Origin of the sequence: Burkholderia sp. AU32262 (assembly GCF_020419985.1) — a bacterium.
Classification (GTDB): domain Bacteria; phylum Pseudomonadota; class Gammaproteobacteria; order Burkholderiales; family Burkholderiaceae; genus Burkholderia; species Burkholderia semiarida.
The window spans coordinates 70212-91966 of sequence record NZ_JAIZRS010000018.1 but is presented as its reverse complement, the minus strand read 5'-3'; the positions used below and the strand labels follow the sequence as shown (position 1 = coordinate 91966).

The 21755-nt window shown below is 67.0% G+C and carries 12 protein-coding genes, 1 tRNA gene and 1 pseudogene; 6 read left to right on the top strand and 8 right to left on the bottom strand.

Annotated features, from left to right (window positions below; translation table 11 throughout):
• Positions 1–140 precede the first annotated feature (140 nt).
• Together aceF and aceE are read right to left on the bottom strand one after the other, a co-directional pair.
• Positions 141–1799, bottom strand: coding sequence for a dihydrolipoyllysine-residue acetyltransferase (gene aceF, locus LGN10_RS21830; protein ID WP_226225012.1), 1659 nt, complete (start codon positions 1797–1799; stop codon positions 141–143).
• Positions 1800–1868: 69 nt separating this feature from the next.
• On the bottom strand, positions 1869–4565 hold the full coding sequence (gene aceE, locus LGN10_RS21825; protein WP_059583310.1) for a pyruvate dehydrogenase (acetyl-transferring), homodimeric type: 2697 nt from the start codon (positions 4563–4565) through the stop codon (positions 1869–1871).
• Positions 4566–4838: 273 nt separating this feature from the next.
• Here aceE and fixL point away from each other — a divergent pair.
• From fixL to LGN10_RS21805, 4 genes and pseudogenes are all read left to right on the top strand, one after another.
• A pseudogene (fixL, locus tag LGN10_RS21820) lies at positions 4839–7356 on the top strand (oxygen sensor histidine kinase FixL).
• A complete protein-coding gene (gene fixJ / locus LGN10_RS21815; protein ID WP_006493245.1) occupies positions 7353–7991 on the top strand; it encodes an oxygen response regulator transcription factor FixJ in 639 nt (212 codons plus the stop codon). The pseudogene fixL and the gene fixJ overlap by 4 nt, the downstream one beginning before the upstream one ends.
• Before the next feature lie 241 nt (positions 7992–8232).
• Positions 8233–9093, top strand: a complete 861-nt coding sequence (gene folD, locus LGN10_RS21810) for a bifunctional methylenetetrahydrofolate dehydrogenase/methenyltetrahydrofolate cyclohydrolase FolD (RefSeq protein ID WP_059583307.1) — start codon at positions 8233–8235, stop codon at positions 9091–9093.
• Between the two features lie 293 nt (positions 9094–9386).
• Positions 9387–11474, top strand: coding sequence for a M3 family metallopeptidase (locus LGN10_RS21805; RefSeq protein WP_226225011.1), 2088 nt, complete (start codon positions 9387–9389; stop codon positions 11472–11474).
• Between the two features lie 60 nt (positions 11475–11534).
• On the opposite strand, the gene dinB is transcribed toward LGN10_RS21805, so the two are convergent.
• Positions 11535–12707 (bottom strand): DNA polymerase IV, encoded by a 1173-nt coding sequence (gene dinB, locus LGN10_RS21800; RefSeq protein WP_226225010.1) that lies wholly within the window; start codon positions 12705–12707, stop codon positions 11535–11537.
• Positions 12708–12924: 217 nt separating this feature from the next.
• On the opposite strand from dinB, the gene LGN10_RS21795 reads away from it, so the two are divergent.
• Complete coding sequence (locus tag LGN10_RS21795; RefSeq protein ID WP_059583301.1) at positions 12925–13617, top strand: aspartate/glutamate racemase family protein; 693 nt, start codon at positions 12925–12927, stop codon at positions 13615–13617.
• A gap of 246 nt (positions 13618–13863) precedes the next feature.
• Here LGN10_RS21795 and LGN10_RS21790 read toward each other — a convergent pair.
• Positions 13864–13940: transfer RNA gene (locus LGN10_RS21790), tRNA-Met, on the bottom strand.
• Positions 13941–14123: 183 nt separating this feature from the next.
• On the opposite strand from LGN10_RS21790, the gene xth reads away from it, so the two are divergent.
• The gene (gene xth / locus LGN10_RS21785) at positions 14124–14900 is read left to right on the top strand and encodes an exodeoxyribonuclease III (RefSeq protein ID WP_226225009.1); all 777 of its coding nucleotides are present in this window, start codon (positions 14124–14126) and stop codon (positions 14898–14900) included.
• A 22-nt stretch (positions 14901–14922) separates the two neighbouring features.
• Here the strand turns inward: xth and LGN10_RS21780 are convergent, their stop codons facing one another.
• The 4 genes from LGN10_RS21780 to glnA form a co-directional block, all read right to left on the bottom strand.
• Positions 14923–17031: a prolyl oligopeptidase family serine peptidase gene (locus LGN10_RS21780; protein WP_226225008.1), complete on the bottom strand. Its 2109-nt coding sequence runs from the start codon at positions 17029–17031 to the stop codon at positions 14923–14925.
• Positions 17032–17119: 88 nt separating this feature from the next.
• Positions 17120–18646 (bottom strand): nitrogen regulation protein NR(I), encoded by a 1527-nt coding sequence (ntrC, locus tag LGN10_RS21775; RefSeq protein ID WP_226225006.1) that lies wholly within the window; start codon positions 18644–18646, stop codon positions 17120–17122.
• 36 nt (positions 18647–18682) lie between these two features.
• Complete coding sequence (gene glnL, locus LGN10_RS21770; protein ID WP_059583294.1) at positions 18683–19825, bottom strand: nitrogen regulation protein NR(II); 1143 nt, start codon at positions 19823–19825, stop codon at positions 18683–18685.
• Between the two features lie 161 nt (positions 19826–19986).
• The gene (glnA, locus tag LGN10_RS21765; RefSeq protein ID WP_059583292.1) at positions 19987–21402 is read right to left on the bottom strand and encodes a type I glutamate--ammonia ligase; all 1416 of its coding nucleotides are present in this window, start codon (positions 21400–21402) and stop codon (positions 19987–19989) included.
• Positions 21403–21755: the final 353 nt, after the last annotated feature.

Here is a 21755-nt window from a genome sequence, read left to right as displayed (position 1 = left end):
CTTTTCTTTGGAAGACAAAGAAAAGTGACCGCCGCCCCGCGCAGGGGCGACGCTAGCAGACCGTTAGCGCAACAGGTTCAGCGACAAGGGCATGGAGAACCAACAAAAAAACCACGCCCCGCGAGCCCCCTCCCCGCTCATCAAAGAATGATGCGACGGAAATCGGCGAGCAACGCCCCGAGATACGCATTGAACCGCGCGGCCTCGGCGCCATCGATCACGCGATGGTCATACGACAGCGACAGCGGCAGCGTGAGCCGCGGCACGAACTGCTTGCCGTCCCACACCGGCTTCATCTGGCCGCGCGACAACCCGAGGATGGCGACTTCCGGCGCATTGATGATCGGCGTGAAGTTCGTCCCGCCGATGCCGCCGAGCGACGAGATCGAGAAGCAGCCGCCCTGCATCTGGTCCGGCTTCAGCTTGCCGTCGCGCGCGGCCTTCGACAGCTCGGCCATTTCCTTCGCGATATCGACGAGCCCCTTCTTGTCCGCATCGCGGATCACCGGCACGACGAGACCGTTCGGCGTGTCGGCTGCAAACCCGATGTGGTAGTACTGCTTGAACACCAGGTTGTCGCCGTCGAGGCTCGCGTTGAAGGTCGGGAACTTCTTCAGCGCGGCGACGACTGCCTTGATCACGAACGCGAGCATCGTGAACTTCACGCCCGCCTTCTCGTGTTCCTTGTTCAACTGGACGCGCAGCGCTTCGAGCTCGGTGATGTCCGCTTCGTCGTTGTTCGTGACGTGCGGGATCATCACCCAGTTGCGATGCAGGTTCGCGCCCGAGATCTTCTTGATGCGCGACAGCGGCTTCGCCTCGAACGGGCCGAACTTCGAGAAGTCGACCTTCGGCCACGGCAGCAGGTTCAGCTCGCCGCCGCCTGCCGGCGCGGCTGCCGCGGCCGGTGCCGCGCGCTGGCCGGTCATCACGCCCTTCACGAAACCCGTGATGTCTTCCTTCGTGATGCGGCCCTTCGGACCGCTACCCTGCACGCGCGCGACTTCGACGCCGAGTTCGCGTGCGAACTTGCGCACGGACGGCGACGCGTGGCTCGCGCGGTATTCACCCGACGGCGCAGCGGCCGGCGCGGCAGCAGCCGGTGCGGGCGCGGCCTGCGCGGGCGCCGGTGCGGCAGCAGGCGCGGGCGCCGGCGCGGCAGCGGCCGGAGCCGGTGCACTGGCCTGCGGTGCGGCGGCAGCCGGTGCGCCCGCGGCTTCGAGCAGCACGATCAGCGTGCCTTCCGACACCGAATCGCCCACCTTCACCTTGATGTCCTTCACGACGCCGGCGGCCGGGCTCGGCACGTCCATCGTCGCCTTGTCCGATTCGAGCGTGACGAGCGACTGTTCCTTCTCGACCGTGTCGCCGACCTTCACGCCGATCTCGATCACCGGAACGTCCTTGTAGTCGCCGATGTCGGGCACCTTCACCTCGAGCGTACCGCCGGAGGCTGCCGGGGCGGCGGCGGGCGCCGCGGCGGCCGGTGCCGGCGCTGCTGCCGGAGCCGGAGCCGGAGCCGCGGCCGGCGCGGCCGCGCCGTTCGCCTGGGCGCCTGCGCCGCCTTCGAGCAGCACGATCAGCGAACCTTCCGACACGGAATCGCCGACCTTGACCTTGATTTCCTTCACGACGCCGCCGACCGGGCTCGGCACGTCCATCGTCGCCTTGTCGGACTCGAGCGTGACGAGCGACTGCTCGGGCTCGACCGTATCGCCGACCTTCACGCCGATCTCGATGACCGGCACGTCCTTGTAATCGCCGATATCCGGCACCTTCACTTCGATCGCTTGACTCATCTGTTTCTGTCTCCATGGCCGCGCGCGCTCCTCACGGGAGCGGCGCGCGGCATTACACGGCGTGTGCGTTTAAACGGTCATCGGGTTGGGCTTGGACGGATCGAGGTTGTACTTGGCGATCGCATCCGCGACCACCTTGCGCTCGATCGTGCCTTCGTCGGCCAGCGCGTTGAGCGCGGCGACGGTGACCCAGTGACGGTCGACCTCGAAGAAGTGACGCAGCTTCTCGCGGGTGTCCGAACGACCGAAGCCGTCGGTGCCCAGCACGACGAAGCGGCGGTCGATCTGGCCGCGGATCTGGTCGACCAGCGCACGGACGTAGTCGGTCGACGCGATGACCGGGCCCTGCGTGTCCTTCAGGCACTTCTGCACGTGCGACAGGCGACGCTCCTCGGTCGGATGGAGCAGGTTCCAGCGCTCGACGTCGTGGCCTTCGCGCGCGAGCTCGGTGAAGCTCGGCACGCTCCACAGGTCGGCGGCGACACCCCAGTCGTTCTTCAGCAGGTCGGCGGCGGCGATCACTTCGTTGAAGATCGTGCCCGCGCCAAGCAGTTGGACGCGCGGCGCCTTCTTGTCGGCGTCGGCCTTCCTGAACGCGTACATGCCCTTGATGATGTCGGCCGCCACGTGCTCGCCCTGCGGAATCGCCGGGTGCTCGTAGTTCTCGTTCATCACCGTGATGTAGTAGTACACGTCTTCCTGGTCCTGCACCATGCGGCGCAGGCCGTCCTGGATGATGACCGCGAGTTCGTAGCCGAACGTCGGGTCGTAGCTCACGCAGTTCGGCACCGATGCCGCCCACAGCAGCGAGTGGCCGTCTTCGTGCTGCAGGCCTTCGCCGTTCAGCGTCGTGCGGCCCGCGGTGCCGCCGAGCAGGAAGCCGCGCGAGCGCATGTCGCCCGCGGCCCAGGCGAGGTCGCCGATCCGCTGGAAGCCGAACATCGAGTAGAAGATGTAGAACGGCACCATGATCTCGCCGTGCGTCGAATACGACGTCGCCGCCGCGATCCAGTCGCACATGCCGCCCGCTTCGTTGATGCCTTCCTGCAGGATCTGGCCGGTCTGCGATTCCTTGTAGAACATCAGCTGGTCGGAATCTTCCGGCACGTACTTCTGGCCTTCCTGGTTCCAGATACCGATCTGGCGGAACAGGCCTTCCATGCCGAACGTACGCGATTCGTCCGGAACGATCGGCACGACGCGCTTGCCGAGCGCCTTGTCCTTCAGCAGGATGTTCAGGATCCGCACGAACGCCATCGTCGTCGAGATCTCGCGGCCTTCGCCCGTGCCCTTCAAGAGCGGCTCGAACGCGTCGAGCGCCGGCACCGGCAGCGACGTCGCCTTCTCGCGGCGGTGCGGCAGGTAGCCGCCGAGGTCCATGCGCTTCTGGCGCATGTATTCGAGTTCCTTCGAGCCTTCCTCGAACTTCAGGTACGGCACGTCGGCGATCTGCTCGTCGGTGATCGGCAGGCGGAACTGGTCGCGGAACTTCTTCAGTTGCTCGACCGGCAGCTTCTTCTGCTGGTGCGTGATGTTCATCGCCTGGCCCGACTCGCCCATCCCGTAGCCCTTGATGGTCTTCGCGAGGATGACGGTCGGCGCGCCCTTCGTGTTCGTGGCTTCGTGGAACGCCGCGTAGATCTTGTGCGGATCGTGGCCGCCGCGGTTCAGCGCCCAGATGTCGTCGTCCGACCAGTCGGCGACGAGCGCCTTCAACTCAGGCGTGTTGAAGAAGTGCTCGCGAACGTACGCGCCCGACTCCGACTTGTACGTCTGGTATTCGCCGTCGACGCACTCCATCATGCGGCGCATCAGCGCGCCCGACTTGTCGCGCGCGAACAGCGCATCCCAGCGGCTGCCCCAGATGACCTTGATCACGTTCCAGCCGGCGCCGCGGAATTCCGATTCCAGTTCCTGGATGATCTTGCCGTTGCCGCGCACCGGGCCGTCGAGACGCTGCAGGTTGCAGTTGATCACGAACACGAGGTTGTCGAGCTTCTCGCGGCTCGCCATGCCGATCGCGCCGAGCGATTCCGGCTCGTCCGTCTCGCCGTCGCCGAGGAACGCCCACACCTTGCGGCCTTCCGTCTTCGCGATGCCGCGCGACTCGAGGTACTTCATGAAGCGCGCCTGGTAGATCGCCATGATCGGGCCGAGGCCCATCGACACGGTCGGGAACTGCCAGAAATCCGGCATCAGCCACGGGTGCGGGTACGACGAGATGCCCTTGCCGTCGACTTCCTGGCGGAAGTTGTCGAGCTGCTCTTCCGACAGGCGGCCGAGCAGGAACGCGCGCGAGTACACGCCCGGCGACGAGTGGCCCTGCACGAACACGAGATCGCCGCCGTGCTGGTCGGACGCCGCGTGCCAGAAGTGGTTGTAGCCGACGTCGTAGAGCGTCGCGGCCGATGCGAACGATGCGATGTGGCCGCCGACGTTCGTGTCCTTGCCTGCACGCAGCACCATCGCGAGCGCGTTCCAGCGCGTGTACGAACGGATGCGGTGCTCGATGTCCTGGTCGCCCGGAATCTTCGCCTGGGCTTCGACCGGAATCGTGTTGATATACGGGGTATTGGCGGAGAACGGCAGGTGTTCGCCGTGCATGCGGGCGAATTCGATCTGCTTTTCGATCAGGTAGTGCGCGCGGCCAGTGCCCACGGAGGAGATCACGCCATCGAGCGACTCGAGCCACTCGACGGTTTCTTGCGGGTCGTCGTCACGTTCGGCGGCGACATATTTCATCACTTCGTTCGGTACAGCGGACATTCTCGTCTCCTGGGTCCTGGAATGTGAGGATCGCTCTCGTGCAGACGACGCGACGCGACCGGCTGCGGGCAAGCTCCGACGGATTGTAATGAGCGTGGACGGGCCTGCGCAACAAAATTTTCGAATTGTGAGATCTTTTCTCGCCATGCGGAATATTGCTGCGCTGCACCCTTGTTTCGGGGCTCCGCGGCCCGTCTCGTCGGAACAAAACCGTTTCCGTTCAACATATCCGGTAGCGGTTTTCCATGTATTGCGCTGCGCTACAATCCTGCCATGTTGACCGATCGGCTTTTCGCACGCTCGGCGCGACCGCCGGGCCCGCCGGCGGAGTCGCAGCCGTCCCGTTGGCACCACGGACCGTGGTGGTCCAACTCCTATCTGCTGACGCCGCTGCTGTCGATCCTGGTGTTCCTCGTCGTGATGAGCCTCATCCTGTGGAGCCTCAACCGGCGCGAACAGCAACAGCAGGAAGACACCCTCTTTCGCAACGTCGCGTGGGCCCAGCAGCAGATCCGCCTGTCGATGACGGGCGCGCAGGAACAGTTGCAGGCGCTGTCGCGCGACCTCGCATCCGGCCGGCTCGACCAGAACGCATTCCAGATGGCCGTCGCGGACGTCATGCAGACGCATCCGGAAATCCTCTACCTGAACTGGTACACCGCGCCCGGCGTGCAGCGCTGGCCGACCGTGCATCCGCCGCTGCTCGGCCAGCGGCTCGCGAAGCCCGGCGACGCGCAGATGCAGGAGGCCGTGCGCGGCGCGTACGACGAGGCGCGCAGCACGCGCCGCCAGGCCTATTCGCCGCTGATCTACGACGACTTCGGCAACGGCTTCATCACGTTGCAGACGCCCGTGATGCGCGGCGACCGCGAATATCTCGGCGCGATCGCCGCGGTGTTCTCGGTCGAAGGGATCCTGAAGCACGACATCCCGCAGGAATTGTCGTCGAAGTACAAGATCTCGATCACCGATTCGAACAACCGCGAGCTGTCGTCCACGTCGACGCGCCCGCGCCTGCCGCGCGACTCGCACTACGACCTGCCGCTCGACCCGCCCGGCCAGGGCCTGACGGTGCGCGTGTATGCGTTCCCGCAGCTCACGAACCTGACCAACAACACGCTCGTGTGGCTCGTCGCCGGCCTGTCGTGCTTCGTGCTGTGGAGCCTCTGGAGCCTGTGGAAGCACACGCGCCAGCGCTTCGAGGCGCAGCAGGCGCTGTACGCGGAGGCGTTCTTCCGCCGCGCGATGGAAAACTCGGTGCTGATCGGCATGCGCGTGCTCGACATGCACGGCCGCATCACGCACGTGAACCCCGCGTTCTGCCGGATGACGGGCTGGGACGAAACCGATCTCGTCGGCAAGGTCGCGCCGTTCCCGTACTGGCCGCGCGACGCGTACCCGGAAATGCAGCGCCAGCTCGACATGACGCTGCGCGGCAAGGCGCCGAGCTCGGGCTTCGAGCTGCGCGTGCGGCGCAAGAACGGCACGCTGTTCCATGCGCGCCTGTACGTATCGCCGCTGATCGACAGCTCGGGCCGCCAGACCGGCTGGATGTCGTCGATGACCGACATCACCGAGCCGAAGCGCGCGCGGGAGGAACTCGCCGCCGCGCACGAGCGCTTCACGACGGTGCTCGAAAGCCTCGACGCCGCGGTGTCGGTGCTCGCCGCCGACGAAGCCGAGCTGCTGTTCGCGAACCGCTACTACCGCCACCTGTTCGGCATTCGCCCGGACGGCCATCTGGAGCTGTCGGGCGGCGGCTTCGACCGCGCGCAGGCGTCGTCCGACTCGATCGACATGGTCGACGCGTTCGCGGGCCTGCCGGCCGCCGCGCTGACGAGCAGCACCGCCGACGCGCAGGAGGTGTACGTCGAGAGCATCCAGAAGTGGTTCGAGGTGCGCCGCCAGTACATCCAGTGGGTGGACGGCCACCTCGCGCAGATGCAGATCGCGACCGACATCACGACCCGCAAGAAGGCGCAGGAGCTCGCGCACCAGCAGGAAGAAAAGCTGCAGTTCACGAGCCGATTGATGACGATGGGTGAAATGGCGTCGTCGATTGCTCACGAATTGAATCAGCCGCTCGCCGCGATCAACAACTACTGCTCGGGCACGCTCGCGCTCGTGAAGAGCGGCCGCGGCACGCCCGAGACGCTGCAGCCCGCGCTGGAAAAGACCGCGCAGCAGGCGCTGCGCGCGGGCATGATCGTCAAGCGGATCCGCGAATTCGTGAAGCGCAGCGAGCCGAAGCGCCAGCCGGCGCGGGTCGCGGACATCGTCGCCGACGCGGTCGGGCTCGCCGAAATCGAGGCCAGAAAGCGCAGGATCCGGATCGTCACGGAAATCCTCGCAAGAATGCCTATTATTTATGTCGACCCCGTGCTGATCGAGCAGGTGCTGGTGAACCTGATGAAAAACGCAGCCGAGGCGATGGCCGACGTGAAGCCGGCGTCGGTGGACGGCGTGATCCGCGTCGTCGCCGACATCGATGCGGGCTTCGTCGACATCCGTGTGATCGACCAGGGCCCGGGCGTCGACGAAGCGACCGCCGAGCGCCTGTTCGAACCGTTTTACAGCACCAAGTCCGACGGCATGGGCATGGGGCTGAACATCTGCCGTTCGATCATCGAATCGCATCGGGGGCGTCTGTGGGTGGTCAACAACGTCGAGCCGGATGGCCGCATTTCCGGCGCGACGTTCCACTGCAGCCTGCCCATTGGGGAACCCGCTGATCTCGGCCAAGGGGGGGCGCGAGGCATCGGCATCACATACCGTTACGGGAGAACTATGAATAGCCCTGTCACCACCACTCAGGAAACCGTCTTTGTCGTCGACGACGACGAGGCCGTACGGGACTCGCTGCGCTGGCTGCTGGAGGCGAACGGCTATCGCGTGCAATGCTTCTCGAGCGCCGAGCAGTTCCTCGATGCGTACCAGCCGGCGCAGCAGGCCGGCCAGATCGCGTGCCTGATCCTCGACGTGCGGATGTCGGGCATGAGCGGCCTCGAGCTGCAGGAACGCCTGATCGCCGACAACGCCGCGCTGCCGATCATCTTCGTCACCGGTCACGGCGACGTGCCGATGGCCGTGTCGACGATGAAAAAGGGTGCGATGGACTTTATCGAGAAACCGTTCGACGAAGCCGAGCTGCGCAAGCTCGTCGAGCGGATGCTCGACAAGGCCCGAAGCGAAAGCAAGAGCGTGCAGGAGCAGCGTGCCGCGAGCGAACGCCTGTCGAAGCTGACCGCGCGCGAGCAGCAGGTGCTCGAGCGGATCATCGCGGGCCGCCTGAACAAGCAGATTGCCGACGATCTCGGCATCAGCATCAAGACGGTCGAGGCGCACCGCGCGAACATCATGGAAAAGCTCAACGTCAACACGGTGGCCGACCTGCTGCGCCTCGCGCTGTCGAAGAAACAGGCCTGAGCATGTTTCCGGGCCGCGGCGGCAGCGCCGCCCGGCCCACAACCGGCGCTTGCCGCCCCGCGCGATGCGGCCCACTCGCGCGGCGGCGCGCCGTTTCTCCCGGCGCGCGCGCCGCGGCCATGACGCTTCCCGTTGATTCGCTGTCGGACGGCAGCAGGCGAACGGTATAATTACGTGCTTTGCTACGGCGCTTTCGGGCGCCGTACGCCCGCATCCCAACTTCCCGGCAGAACCCACCACCATGACAGCCCTCCTCATCGACGGCAACGCCCTTTCGAAGACCCTGCGCGCCCAGGCCGCCGAACGCGCCGCCGCGCTGACCGCACGCGGCCACCAGCCCGGTCTCGCGGTGATCCTCGTCGGCGCCAACCCGGCGAGCGAAGTCTACGTGCGCAACAAGATCAAGGCGTGCGAGGACAACGGCTTCTTCTCGCAGAAGGATGCCTACCCGGACACGCTGTCGGAAGCCGACCTGCTCGCGCGCATCGACGAGCTGAACCGTGATCCGAAGATCCACGGCATCCTCGTCCAGCTGCCGCTGCCCGCGCACATCGACAGCCACAAGGTGATCGAGGCGATCGCGCCGGAAAAGGACGTCGACGGTTTTCACGTCGCGAACGCGGGCGCGCTGATGACCGGCAAGCCGCTGTTCCGCCCGTGCACGCCGTACGGCGTGATGAAGATGTTCGAAGCGCACGGCATCGCGCTGCAAGGCGCGAACGCGGTCGTGATCGGCCGCTCGAACATCGTCGGCAAGCCGATGGCGATGATGCTGCTCGACGCCGGCGCGACCGTGACGATCTGCCACAGCAAGACGCGCGACCTCGCCGCGCATACGCGCCAGGCCGACGTCGTGGTCGCCGCGGTCGGCAAGCGCAACATCCTGACCGCCGACATGGTGAAGCCGGGCGCGACGGTGATCGACGTCGGCATGAACCGTGACGACGCGGGCAAGCTGTGCGGCGACGTCGATTTCGCGGGCGTGAAGGAAGTCGCCGGCTACATCACGCCGGTGCCGGGCGGCGTCGGCCCGATGACCATCACGATGCTGCTGATCAACACGATCGAATCCGCCGAACGCGCGGCTGCCGCCGCGGCCTGACGCACTACCCGCTCAGCCGGCGCGCGCTTGCGCGCGCCGGTGTCCCGCCAGCCGCGCTCGCCCCGGCTGCGCCGCCCCGGCCCGCGGCGGCCTACCGTCGGGCCGCCGGCGGCCGAATGCCGTTCCCGGCCACGCCCGTCGCTGCGCATCCGACCCTGCGTCAATCGCGTCATTAGAAACTAACGATTGGAAAGCGCACGATGCGCCCCAATAATGTCGGTATCGGGCGCGCTCGCGCCCAGCCGCCGTTACCCTTTTCATCCCGGTTCATCCGGCAACAGACAGGGAGTCTTATGTCCGCCAGCGCCCATACCAATCCGCTCCTCGACTTCTCCGGCCTGCCCCGTTTCGGCGAGATTCGCCCGGAACACGTGACGCCCGCGCTCGATACGCTGCTCGATGCCGCCAACCGTGCGGTCGAAGCCGCGAGCGCCAGCGAGACGCCGGCGACCTGGGCCGCCGTCGTCGAGACGGTCGAGCAGGCCACGGAGCCGCTCGGCCGCGCATGGGGCATCGTCGGCCACCTGAACGCGGTCGCCGACACGCCCGAACTGCGCGCTGCCTACGGCGAAAACCTGCCGCGCGTGACCGAGTTCTGGTCGAGCGTCGGCCAGAATCTCGCGCTGTACGAAAAGTACAAGGCGATCGCCGCGAGCGCCGAATACGCGACGCTGTCCGGCGAGCGCAAGAAGATTCTCGACAACGCGCTGCGCGACTTCCGCCTGTCGGGCGCCGAGCTGCCCGAGGAGCAGAAGCCGCGCTTCGCGGAGCTGCAGGAACAACAGGCCGCGCTGTCGAAGGCGTTCTCCGATCACGTGCTCGACGCGACCAACGCGTACGCGTACTTCGCGAAGGACGAAGCCGAACTGGCCGGCCTGCCCGGCGATGCGATCGAGGCCGCCCGCGAGGCCGCGCAGAAGGACGGCAAGGAAGGCTGGAAATTCACGCTGCATTTCCCGTCGTATTTCCCGGTGCTGCAGTACGCGAACAACCGCGCGCTGCGCAAGACGCTCTATCGCGCGTATGCGACGCGCGCGTCGGAACTCGGGCCGCAATACGGCGACGGCAAGGCCGAATGGGACAACACGGCGATCGTCGCCGACGCGCTGAAGCTGCGCCGCGAAGAGGCGCAGATGCTCGGCTACCGCAACTTCGCCGAAGTGTCGCTCGCGCCGAAGATGGCCGAATCGCCGCAGCAGGTGATCGCGTTCCTCGAGGATCTCGCGACGCGCGCCCGCCCGCACGCGGAGAAGGACTGGGACGAGCTGCGCACGTTCGCCGCGAAGGAGCTCGGCCTCGCCGAACTCGCACCGTGGGACGTCGCGTACGCGGCCGAAAAGCTCCGCCAGCAACGCTATGCGTTCTCGGAAAACGAGGTCAAGCAGTACTTCCCGGAACCGGCCGCGCTGAAGGGCTTGTTCACCGTCACCGAAACGCTGTTCGGCGTGAAGATCAAGCCGGACGACGCGCCGGTGTGGCACAAGGACGTACGCTTCTTCCGCGTCGAGAACCGCGACGGCTCGCTCGTCGCGCAGTTCTATCTCGACCTGTACGCCCGCGAAGGCAAGCGCGGCGGCGCGTGGATGGACGACGCGCGTTCGCGCGCGAAGCGCGGCAGCGACGTGCAGACGCCCGTCGCGTACCTGACCTGCAACTTCTCCGCGCCGGTCGGCGGCAAGCCCGCGTGCTTCACGCACGACGAAGTCATCACGCTGTTCCATGAATTCGGTCACGGGCTGCACCACATGCTCACGCGCGTCGACGAGCTCGGCGTGTCGGGCATCAACGGCGTCGAATGGGATGCGGTCGAACTGCCGTCGCAGTTCATGGAAAACTTCTGCTGGGAATGGGACGTGCTGTCGTCGATGTCGTCGCACGTCGATACGGGCGCCGCGCTGCCGCGCGAGCTGTTCGACAAGATGATCGCCGCGAAGAACTTCCAGAGCGGGCTCGGCACGCTGCGCCAGATCGTGTTCTCGATGTTCGACATGCTGCTGCACGTCGATTTCGACCCGGCCGGCGCCACCGGCGTGACCGCGTTCGCGCGCGAGATCAACGAGCGCTATCACGTGATCCCGCAGGCGGCGTTCTCGCGCTGGCCGAACACGTTCAGCCATATCTTCGCGGGCGGCTATGCGGCCGGCTACTACAGCTACAAGTGGGCCGAGGTGCTGTCGGCCGATGCGTATGCGGCGTTCGAGGAAGCCGCCGCCGCCAGCGGCAGCGTGCTCGATGCGGCAACCGGCACCCGCTATCGCCGCGAAATCCTCGAGGTCGGCGGCAGCCGCCCCGCGATGGAATCGTTCAAGGCGTTCCGCGGCCGCGAGCCGCAGATCGACGCGCTGCTGCGCCACAACGGGATGGCGGCGTCCGCGCACTGAGCGCGCGCTGCCGGGTTCGTCCGGCTGCATCGACAGGCACCGCTTCGGCGGTGCCTTTTTTCATGGCGCGGGCGTGTCGTCGCCCGTTTCGTCGTCGAACAGCAGGAATTGCCCGTGGCGCTCGGCCGTGTCCTCGTCGATGCGCACGCCGACGCCGAGCAGCCGCACCGGCTGCGCGCGCCGCAACAACCCCTTCGCGAGCAGCGTGACGGCCGTCTCGGCATTCGTCGCGTCGGCCACGCACTCGACCGTCGTGCGCTGGAAATCGGCGAAGCGGATCTTCACGTACAGCTTGCGGATCGATCGCGCGGCGCCCGCTCGCTCGATCCGCGCGTCGAGCTGCACGACGAGGCGGCGAATTTCGTCCGCGCATTGCTCGAGCGTCGTCAGGTCGGTCACGTAGGTCGTCTCGACGCTGACCGACTTGCGCTCCTGGTCGGCCTGCACGGGCCGTTCGTCGATCCCGCGCGACAGTTCGTACAGGCGCCGCCCGAACGCGCCGAATTCGCGGTGCAGATCGATCAGCGGCCAGTCGCGCAATTGCGCGCAGGTCTGGATGCCGAGCCGGTCGAGCCGCGCGGCCGTCACCTTGCCGACGCCGTGCAGCTTGCGCACCGGCAGCGCCGCGACGAACGCGTCGATCTCGTGCGGCCGCACGACGAACAGCCCGTCGGGCTTGTTCCAGTCGGACGCGATCTTCGCGATGAACTTGTTCGGCGCGACGCCCGCCGACACGGTCACGCCGACCGTGTCGCGCACCCGCTCGCGGATCTCGCGCGCAATCAGCGTCGCACTGCCCTGGCAACGCGACGACCCGCTGACGTCGAGGTACGCCTCGTCGAGCGACAGCGGCTCGACGTCGGGCGTGTAGTCGCGATAGATCGCCATGATCTGTCGCGACGCCGCGCGATACTTGTCCATCGCGGACGGCAGGATCAGCAGGTCCGGACACTTGCGCATCGCCAGCGCCGACGACATCGCCGAATGCACGCCGTAGCGCCGTGCCTCGTAGTTGCAGGTCGCGATCACGCCGCGCTGGTCGGGGCGGCCGCCGACCGCGAGCGGGCGGTTGCGCAGCGACGGGTCGTCGCGCATCTCGACCGACGCGTAGAAGCAGTCGCAGTCGCAATGAATGATCTTGCGCATGCGCGGCGGCGCGTCGCCGGACGGTGCGTGCGGATCGGCAGGCGGGATGGTGGTCGGGTTCACGGTGCCGATACTGTACAAAAACACAGTGCCGGTTTCAACTGCCGCGTACGTCCGGGGCCGGCTGCGCGAACCGGCCGTCCGGCAGCGGCCCCCTCGCCCGTCGCCTCAACCGGCCGTCCGGCAGCGGCCCTCCGCCAGCGGCTGCGCCGTACCGGCCCGGTTTGTGCGGATCGTACCGGCCAGGCACGGGCGGCCGCACCTATACTCGTCTGCCGCGATACACGAAACGCAAAGGTGACGGATGAAGACGATCGGACTGATCGGCGGCATGAGCTGGGAATCGTCGGCCGAGTACTACCGGATGATCAACCGGCACTCGAAGGCATTGCACGGCGGGCATCACAACGCGAAGAGCGTGCTGGTCACGGTCGACTTCGCCGAAATCGAAGCGCTGCAGCGCACGCACGACTGGGCCGCGCTCGGCGAACGGATGGCCGACGCCGCCCGGCAGCTCGAAGCGGCCGGCGCCGATCTCGTGGTCCTGACGACCAATACGATGCATCGCGTGCACGACGCGATCGAAGCCGCGGTGACGCTGCCGTTCCTGCACATCGCCGATCCGACCGGCAGCGCGCTGCGCGACGCGGGCGTCGAGCGCGTCGCGCTGCTCGGCACGCGCTACACGATGGAGTTGCCGTTCTATGCGGCGCGGCTGCGCGAGAAGTTCGGGCTCGACGTGCTCGTGCCGGACGAGCGCGGGCGCGACGACGTGCACCGCATCATCTACGACGAGCTGTGCCACGGCGTCATTTCGGCGGAATCGCGCACGACGTATGTGTCGATCATCGACGCACTGGCGAAGCGCGGCGCGCAGGCCGTGATCCTCGGCTGCACGGAAATCACGCTGCTGATCGGCGCAGACGACTCGCCGCTGCCGGTCTTCGATACGACCGCGCTGCACGCAAAGGCGGCCGTCGAGTGGGCGGCGCGCTGAATGACGCGCGCCGGCGCGGATCGACAATCGCCGTCCGAGAGCATCGCCGCATTGTTCCGTGCGGCAGGATTCACGCTCCCGGCGGGCGCGTCGCCGCGCGCCCCGCCCGCGAATCACGCGACTCGCTTCACGCGGGCGCACCGAAATAACGGGCGGGCGCGGAAAACAAAAAACCCGGCATGGAGCCGGGTTTTTCGTAGACGAAGTGCGCATCGGTCAATTGCGCGGCACATCGTCTGGTGTGCTTGGTTGCGGGGACAGGATTTGAACCTGTGACCTTCGGGTTATGAGCCCGACGAGCTGCCAGACTGCTCCACCCCGCGTCAGAGAAATAAATTATAGGGTGAGGAAGTACTCACGTCAATACCTTTGTCACAGTTTCTGCTTCCGCTGCCCGGGCGACGATGCGCGGCCCCAGGCACGCATCGCATGACGCGCGCGTTCGCACCCCATGCTCGCGGTAAGATGGCGGCCTTCGCATTCACGCCGCACGCACTCTCCCGTTCATGAAAATCGCCACCTGGAACGTCAACTCGCTCAACGTCCGCAAACAGCACGTGCTCGACTGGCTCGCGCAAAGCGGAGCCGACGTACTGTGCCTGCAGGAACTGAAGCTGCCGGACGAGAAATTCCCGCGCGCCGATCTCGAGGCGATCGGCTACCGCAGCTGGTTCGCCGGCCAGAAGACCTACAACGGCGTCGCGATCCTCGTGCGCGACACGCTCGCCGTCGACGAATCGGACGTCGTGCGCAACATCCCCGGCTTCGAAGACACGCAGCAGCGCGTGATCGCCGCGACGGTCGACGGCGTGCGGATCGTGTCCGCGTACTTCCCGAACGGCCAGGCGCTCGACTCCGACAAGTTCGTCTACAAGATGCAATGGCTCGACGCGCTGCAGGCGTGGCTGCGCACCGAGCTGCAACGCTATCCGAAGCTCGCGCTGCTCGGCGACTACAACATCGCGCCGGAAGACCGCGACGTGCACGATCCCGCGAAATGGGAAGGCCAGAACCTCGTGTCGCCGCAGGAGCGCGCGCACTTCAAGCAGTTGATCGAACTCGGCTTCGTCGATGCGTTCCGCCGCTTCGAACAGCCGGAGAAAACCTTCACGTGGTGGGACTACCGGATGATGGCGTTCCGCCGCAACGCGGGGCTGCGCATCGACCACATCCTGCTGTCGCCGGCGCTCGCGGCGACCTGCGCGTCGTGCGAAGTCGATCGCACGCCGCGCACGTGGGAACAGCCGTCCGACCATACGCCCGTCGTCGCGATCGTCGCCTGATCGCGCACGCGCCCGCGCGCGATCAGCGCCGCGCGGGCGCCGGCCCGAGATGGGCCCACAGGAAACCGAATTCGGCTGCATCGGCTTGCGCGCGTTCGAGATCGTCCGCAGTGCCGTGGCCGCCGTCGGTGTTCTCCCAGTACCACACCCGTTCGTGACCGAGCGCCTGCATGCGCGCGGCCATCTTGCGCGCATGCGCGGGATGCACGCGGTCGTCGCGCGTCGACGTCGTCAGCAACAACGGCGGATACACGACACCTTCGCGCACGCGGTGATACGGCGAATACGCGGCCAGCGCCGCGCCCTCGCGCAGATCGTCCGGGTCGCCGTATTCGTCGAGCCACGCGGCGCCCGCGTGCAGCTTCGGATAGCGCTGCATGTCGAGCAGCGGCACGCGGCACAGCACCGCACCGAACAGCTCCGGCCGCTGCATCATGCACGCGGCGACCAGCAACCCGCCGTTGCTGCCGCCCTCGATTCCAAGCTGCGCGGCGGTCGTCACGCCCGTCGCGGCCAGATCCTCGGCGACCGCGATGAAATCGTCGAACGAACGCTGCCGGTGTTCGCGCTGCGCGTCGACGTGCCAGCGCGGCCCGAATTCGCCGCCGCCGCGGATGTGCGCGAACGCCATCACGCCGCCGCGTTCGAGCCAGCCGATGCCGAACGCATCGCTGTAACCCGGCAGGTTCGGGATCGCGAAGCCGCCGTAGCCCGACAACAGGCACGGCCGCGCGACCCGCGCCATGCCCTCCGTCGGGTCGAGCGCATCGCGCGGCCCGATCAGCGTGTACGGCACCACCGTGCCGTCCCGCGAACGCGCGCTCGCGCGGCGCACGACGAGCCCGGACGCATCGAACTGCACCGGCGGCCGGTCGAGCAGCACGCGGCGCGCGCCCGCATCGTCCGCGCGGTCGGCCAGATCGGCCAGCCAGCATTCGGGCGGATCGAGATACGTATCGACGTCGACGTACACCTCGTCGTTCAGCGTCGCTTCGACGGGCTCGACATCGATCTGCGCATCGCCCGGCCATTCGAACGGCCGCGCATCCCACGTCCACGACCCGTCGTCGCGCTGCCGCGGCTGCCACAGCATCGTGCGGTTGTGCACGTCGTCGAGCCAGCTCGCGATCAGCGTCGTGCGCGTGTGCGTCCACGTACAGGCGGACGTCGTCGGCTGCGGCGCGAACAGCGTCGTGAAGTCGCGCGCGCCGGCGAGGAACGCCTGCTCGCGGATCGCGAGCAGCGAGCCGCCCGCGTGGCGCGCGCCGTCGCAATCCCAGTCGAGGCGCGGCTCCAGCACGAGCCAGCCTTCCCAGAACCCGACCTCGACGTGCGTCGGCACGTCGTAGCGCGCCCATTCGCCCGCGTCGGTCAGCCGGTACGCATGCGCATCGAAGAAATCGACGCTGCGCCACGCGACGTGGCGGCGGTCGATCGGATCGAACCACGCACCCGCGCTGATGTCGTCCGGCTCGCCCTTGAACACGACCGGCGCGTCGGCGAGCGCGGTGCCGCGCACCCAGCGCCGCGCTTCATACGGATAACCGGCCGCGGTCGCATGCGCTTCGCCGCGATCCCAGCTCACGTAAACGGTGTCGCGATCGATCCAGCCGACCGTGTGATGGCCCGGCTCGTCGATCGTGAAGCCGCCGTCGACGAACCGGCGCTCGACGAGATCGAACTCGCGCACGACGACCGCGTCGGCGCCGCCCGGCGACAGCGACAGCAGCACGCGATCGCCGTCCGGATACAGGATCGCCTCCTGCTCGAACACCCACGACTCGCCCTCTTCGGCGCCGAGCGCGTCGATATCGAGCAGCGTTTCCCAGTCGGGACGGCCGGCACGCCAGTCGTCCCAGCGCGTGCGGCGCCACAGCCCCTTCGGGTGGAGATCGTCCTGCCACAGGTCGTACGCCCAGTCGCGCCAGCGGGTCGGAATCACCGGGCGTTCGCGCGGCAGATACGCTTTCGCGAGACGCGCGGTCAGCGCGCGATAGGCATCGTCGTCGCGCAGCGCGGCGCGCGTGCGCGCATTCTGCTCGTCGACCCACGTGCGGACGCGCTTGCTGTCGAGCGCTTCGAGGAAACGGAACGGGTCGGCCCCGGCGGGCCAGCGGAAGGAATCGGACATTGAGGATCGGCGGAATGGCAAACTGCGTGCAAACCGCGATTATGTCCGATCGCGGCATGCGCGGGCCCGCGCATGCCGCGAATCGAGCTCAGGGCTCCAGATGGAGTTCCTGGATCTTGCGCGTGATCGTGTTGCGGCCGATGCCGAGCCGCTCCGCGGCCTCGACCTTGCGGCCGCGCGTGAAGTCGAGCGCCTCGCGGATCACGGCCGCCTCGAAGCGGCGCGCGAGTTCGTCCATCACGTCGGCCGAGTTCTCGCGCAACAGCCGCGCGACTTCGGTGCGCAACCCGTGCTCCCACACCGGGTAGCCGGCAGGCGCACCGCCGTTCGCCGCGCTCGCGACGGGCGCGGACGCCGCCGGCGCGGCACCGATCGCGGCAGGCACGGCCGCGGCGTGGCCGCCGCTGCCGAGCGCGTCCGTGCCGTCGCCCGTCGCGGCGGCCGGCGCAGCGGGCGCGCCGGCCGGCACGAGATCGGGCGGCAGATCCTTGATCTCGACCGTCTGCGCGGGCGCCATCACGGTCAGCCAGTTCGCGAGGTTCTCGAGCTGCCGCACGTTGCCGGGAAACGGCAGCGAGCTCAGGTACGCGAGCGCGTCGTCGGACACGCGCTTCGGCTCGACGCCGAGATCGCGCGCGCTTTTCTGCAGGAAGTGGCGCGTGAGCAGCGCGATGTCCTCGCTGCGTTCGCGCAGCGGCGGCAGGCGCAGCCGGATCACGTTGAGCCGGTGGTAAAGGTCCTCGCGGAACAGCCCCTGCCGCACGCGCGACTCGAGATTCTGGTGCGTCGCGGCGATCACGCGCACGTTCGCGCGCAGCGGGTTGTGGCCGCCCACGCGGTAGAACTGCCCGTCCGACAGCACGCGCAACAGGCGCGTCTGCAGGTCGAACGGCATGTCGCCGATTTCGTCGAGGAACAGCGTGCCGTTCTCGGCCTGCTCGAAGCGGCCCTGCCGCGTCGTCTGCGCGCCGGTGAACGCGCCGCGCTCGTGGCCGAACAGTTCGGATTCAAGCAGATCCTTCGGAATCGCCGCCGTGTTCAGCGCGATGAACGGCCCGTTCGCGCGCGGGCTGTGACGGTGCAGCGCCCGCGCGACGAGCTCCTTGCCGGTGCCCGACTCGCCGGTGATCAGCACGGTCGCGGCCGAATGCGACAGCCGGCCGATCGCGCGGAACATGTCCTGCATCGCGGGCGCCTGCCCGAGCATCTCGGGCGCCTCGGCCACGCGCTCGTCCTGCGGCGCGCCGCCGCGCAGGCTTTCTTCCACCGCGCGGCGGATCAGCTCGACGGCCTTGTCGACGTCGAACGGCTTCGCGAGGTATTCGAACGCGCCGCCCTGGAACGCCGCGACGGCGCTGTCGAGATCGGAGAATGCCGTCATGATGATGACGGGCAGGCCCGGCAGCCGCTCGTGCATCGCCTGCAGCAACTCGAGGCCCGAGCCGCCCGGCATCCGGATGTCGGACACGAGCACCTGCGGCGTCTCGTGGTCGAGCGCGGCCAGCGCGTCGCGCACGTTCGCGAAGCTCTTCGTCGCGAAGCTGTCCCGGGCGAGTGCCTTCTCAAGCACCCAGCGGATCGATTGGTCGTCGTCTACTATCCAGATCGGCTTCATAGGTCGGTCAGGTATGGGTGAATCGCATGTCGCCGCTCAATGGTCGAGCGGCAACAGAATCTGAAATTCGGTACGGCCGGGCCGGCTTTCGACCTCGATCATCCCGTCGTGCTGCTGCACGAACGTCTGGGCGAGCGTGAGGCCGAGGCCACTGCCGTCGTCGCGCCCGGACACGAGCGGATAGAAGATCCGGTCGCGGATCTCTTCCGGAATGCCGGGCCCGTTGTCGATCACGTGCAAGTCCAGTGCCAGCCGGTACAGGCGCTTGGCGATCGTCACCTTGCGCGCGATGCGCGTGCGCAGCTCGATCTTCGCGTCGCCCTGCGCGATCCGTTCGCGCAGCGCCTGCGCGGCGTTGCGCACGATGTTCAGCAGCGCCTGGATCAACTGCTCCTTGTCGCCGCGCAGGTCCGGCACGCTGACGTCGTAGTCGCGCTCGATCGTGAGCCCGCGCGGGAATTCCGCGAGCATCACCGCGCGCACGCGTTCGCACACTTCATGAATGTTCACGTCGCCGACGATGTGCGGATGCCGGTGCGGCTCCAGCAACCGGTCGACGAGCGTCTGCAGGCGGTCGGACTCCTTGATGATCACCTGCGTGTATTCGCGCAACTCGCCGCGCTCGCGCTCGCCCAGTTCGAATTCGAGCAGCTGGGCTGCGCCGCGAATGCCGCCGAGCGGGTTCTTGATCTCGTGCGCGAGGTTGCGGATCAGTTGCTTGTTGACCGCGGTCAGGTCGTGGATGCGCTCTTCGCGGTCGGTGCGCGACTGCCGTTCGTTCTCGAACAGCTCGACGAGCACGAAATCGGGCGCGTTCTCGAGGAAGCCGACGATCGCATGCACATGCAGCGGTTCGCGGCCGGGCCGGTCGAGCACGGTATCGAGGTGCGTCGCGTGAAAGCGTTCCTGGCCGATCGCGGTGATCGTCGACGCGAGCTCGTTCGCGTTCGGGAAAATCTCGCCCCACGGCCGCTGCGCGAGCTGCCGCCGCGAGATGTCGAGCATCGCCTCCGCGGACGGGTTCGCGAACGCGACCCGCAGCGTCTTGCGGTCGAGCACGATCACGACCGTCGGCAGTGCTTCGAGCCCCGCCAGCAGACCCGAGCGCGCGAGCCGCTCGTCGTCCGTCAGTCGTTCGGGCTGCCCCGTTTTCGCCTTGATCAGATTCTTCAGAACCATCTGCGTGCTTGTCGCGCCTCACCGGGCCAGAAAATGAAAATCGTCGGAACAAAAAAGGGACGGCCGGACGCCGTCCCCTTTCAGACTCCGCCGTTCCCGCCGCAAGCCGCGCGACGGGAACGAACCGGCATGACGGCGCTGAATCGAAGCGCCATCGCCGATTAGAGCGAGTAGTACATCTCGAACTCGATCGGGTGCGTCGTCATGCGGAACTTCGCCAGCTCCTGCTCCTTCAGCGCGAGGTACGCGTCGATCATGCCGTCCGTGAACACGCCGCCGCGCGTCAGGAACTCGCGATCCTTGTCGAGTGCTTCGAGTGCCTGGTCGAGGCCCGCGCACACGGTCGGGATCTTGGCATCCTCTTCCGGCGGCAGGTCGTACAGGTTCTTGTCCGCTGCTTCGCCCGGATGGATCTTGTTCTGGATCCCGTCGAGGCCGGCCATCATCAGCGCCGTGAAGCACAGGTACGGGTTCGCCATCGGATCCGGGAAGCGCGTTTCGATACGGCGGCCCTTCGGGTTCGACACGTGCGGAATGCGGATCGATGCCGAACGGTTGCGTGCCGAGTACGCGAGCTTGACCGGTGCCTCGAAGTGCGGGACCAGACGCTTGTACGAGTTCGTCGTCGGGTTCGTGATCGCGTTCAGTGCACGGGCGTGCTTGATGATGCCGCCGATGTAGAACAGCGCCAGTTCCGACAGGCCCGCATAGCCGTTGCCCGCGAACAGGTTCTGGCCGTCCTTCCAGATCGACTGGTGAACGTGCATGCCCGAACCGTTGTCGCCGACGACCGGCTTCGGCATGAACGTCGCCGTCTTGCCGTACGAGTGCGCAACGTTATGGATGATGTACTTCGACCATTGCGTCCAGTCGGCGCGCTGAACCAGCGTCGAGAACTTCGTGCCGATTTCGTTCTGGCCCTGGCCCGCCACTTCGTGGTGGTGCACTTCGACCGGGATGCCGAGCTGTTCGAGCAGCAGGCACATTTCCGAACGCATGTCCTGGAACGTGTCGACCGGCGCGACCGGGAAGTAGCCGCCCTTCGTGCCCGGGCGGTGGCCCGTGTTGCCGCCTTCGAATTCCTTGCCTGCCGACCACGGCGCTTCTTCCGAGTTGATCTTCACGAAGCAGCCCGACATGTCCGTGTTCCACTGGACCGAGTCGAAAATGAAGAATTCCGGTTCCGGACCGAAGTAGGCCGTGTCGCCGATGCCCGTGCTCTTCAGGTACGCTTCGCCGCGCTTCGCGAGCGAACGCGGATCGCGCTCGTAGCCCTTGCCGTCGGCCGGCTCGACCACGTCGCAGGTCAGCACGAGAGTCGACTCTTCGTAGAACGGGTCGACGAACGCTGCGTTCGGGTCCGGCATGAGCAGCATGTCCGACGCCTCGATGCCCTTCCAGCCCGCGATCGACGAACCGTCGAATGCATGCCCGCTTTCGAACTTGTCTTCGTCAAACGCCGAAACCGGCACCGACACGTGCTGCTCCTTGCCGCGCGTATCCGTGAAGCGGAAATCGACAAACTTGACGTCCTCGTCCTTCACGAGCTGCATGACGTCGGCGACGGTTTTACTCATAACCTCTTCTCCTGATTGAACAATTCCGGCGGACTGGGAAACCGCCTCGTTTATCGAGCTGACCGGGGTCTTGCTTTGGCGCAGCGCGCCCCGATTCGACCGAATTCTATATAGCAGCTTCCGTGCCAACCATCGCAAAACCGACGCGGATCACGCCAGCCCGCGCCGTGGCGGGGCTCGCCTGCGCAATTGCAGGGCTCTCCGCCGTACTGGCGCTGGCGGGGGCGCACCGAAATGGTGCGCTCGTATGGATACGGCGGCGCAACCGAATCATCCTGGTGCATTCGCGCCATTTTGCACTTTTTTGGTGAACGCGTGGTCCGTGCCTGCACCACCGCTCACGCCGGCATCCG

Bases quoted from the DNA above. Each gene is read 5' to 3' on its own strand.
- glnA (WP_059583292.1), bottom strand. From the start codon at position 21,402: ATGAGTAAAACCGTCGCCGACGTCATGCAGCTCGTGAAGGACGAGGAC.
- LGN10_RS21795 (WP_059583301.1), top strand. From the start codon at position 12,925: ATGAAGACGATCGGACTGATCGGCGGCATGAGCTGGGAATCGTCGGCC.
- aceE (WP_059583310.1), bottom strand. From the start codon at position 4,565: ATGTCCGCTGTACCGAACGAAGTGATGAAATATGTCGCCGCCGAACGT.
- ntrC (WP_226225006.1), bottom strand. From the start codon at position 18,646: ATGAAGCCGATCTGGATAGTAGACGACGACCAATCGATCCGCTGGGTG.
- fixJ (WP_006493245.1), top strand. From the start codon at position 7,353: ATGAATAGCCCTGTCACCACCACTCAGGAAACCGTCTTTGTCGTCGAC.
- folD (WP_059583307.1), top strand. From the start codon at position 8,233: ATGACAGCCCTCCTCATCGACGGCAACGCCCTTTCGAAGACCCTGCGC.
- LGN10_RS21780 (WP_226225008.1), bottom strand. From the start codon at position 17,031: ATGTCCGATTCCTTCCGCTGGCCCGCCGGGGCCGACCCGTTCCGTTTC.
- glnL (WP_059583294.1), bottom strand. From the start codon at position 19,825: ATGGTTCTGAAGAATCTGATCAAGGCGAAAACGGGGCAGCCCGAACGA.
- aceF (WP_226225012.1), bottom strand. From the start codon at position 1,799: ATGAGTCAAGCGATCGAAGTGAAGGTGCCGGATATCGGCGATTACAAG.
- xth (WP_226225009.1), top strand. From the start codon at position 14,124: ATGAAAATCGCCACCTGGAACGTCAACTCGCTCAACGTCCGCAAACAG.
- LGN10_RS21805 (WP_226225011.1), top strand. From the start codon at position 9,387: ATGTCCGCCAGCGCCCATACCAATCCGCTCCTCGACTTCTCCGGCCTG.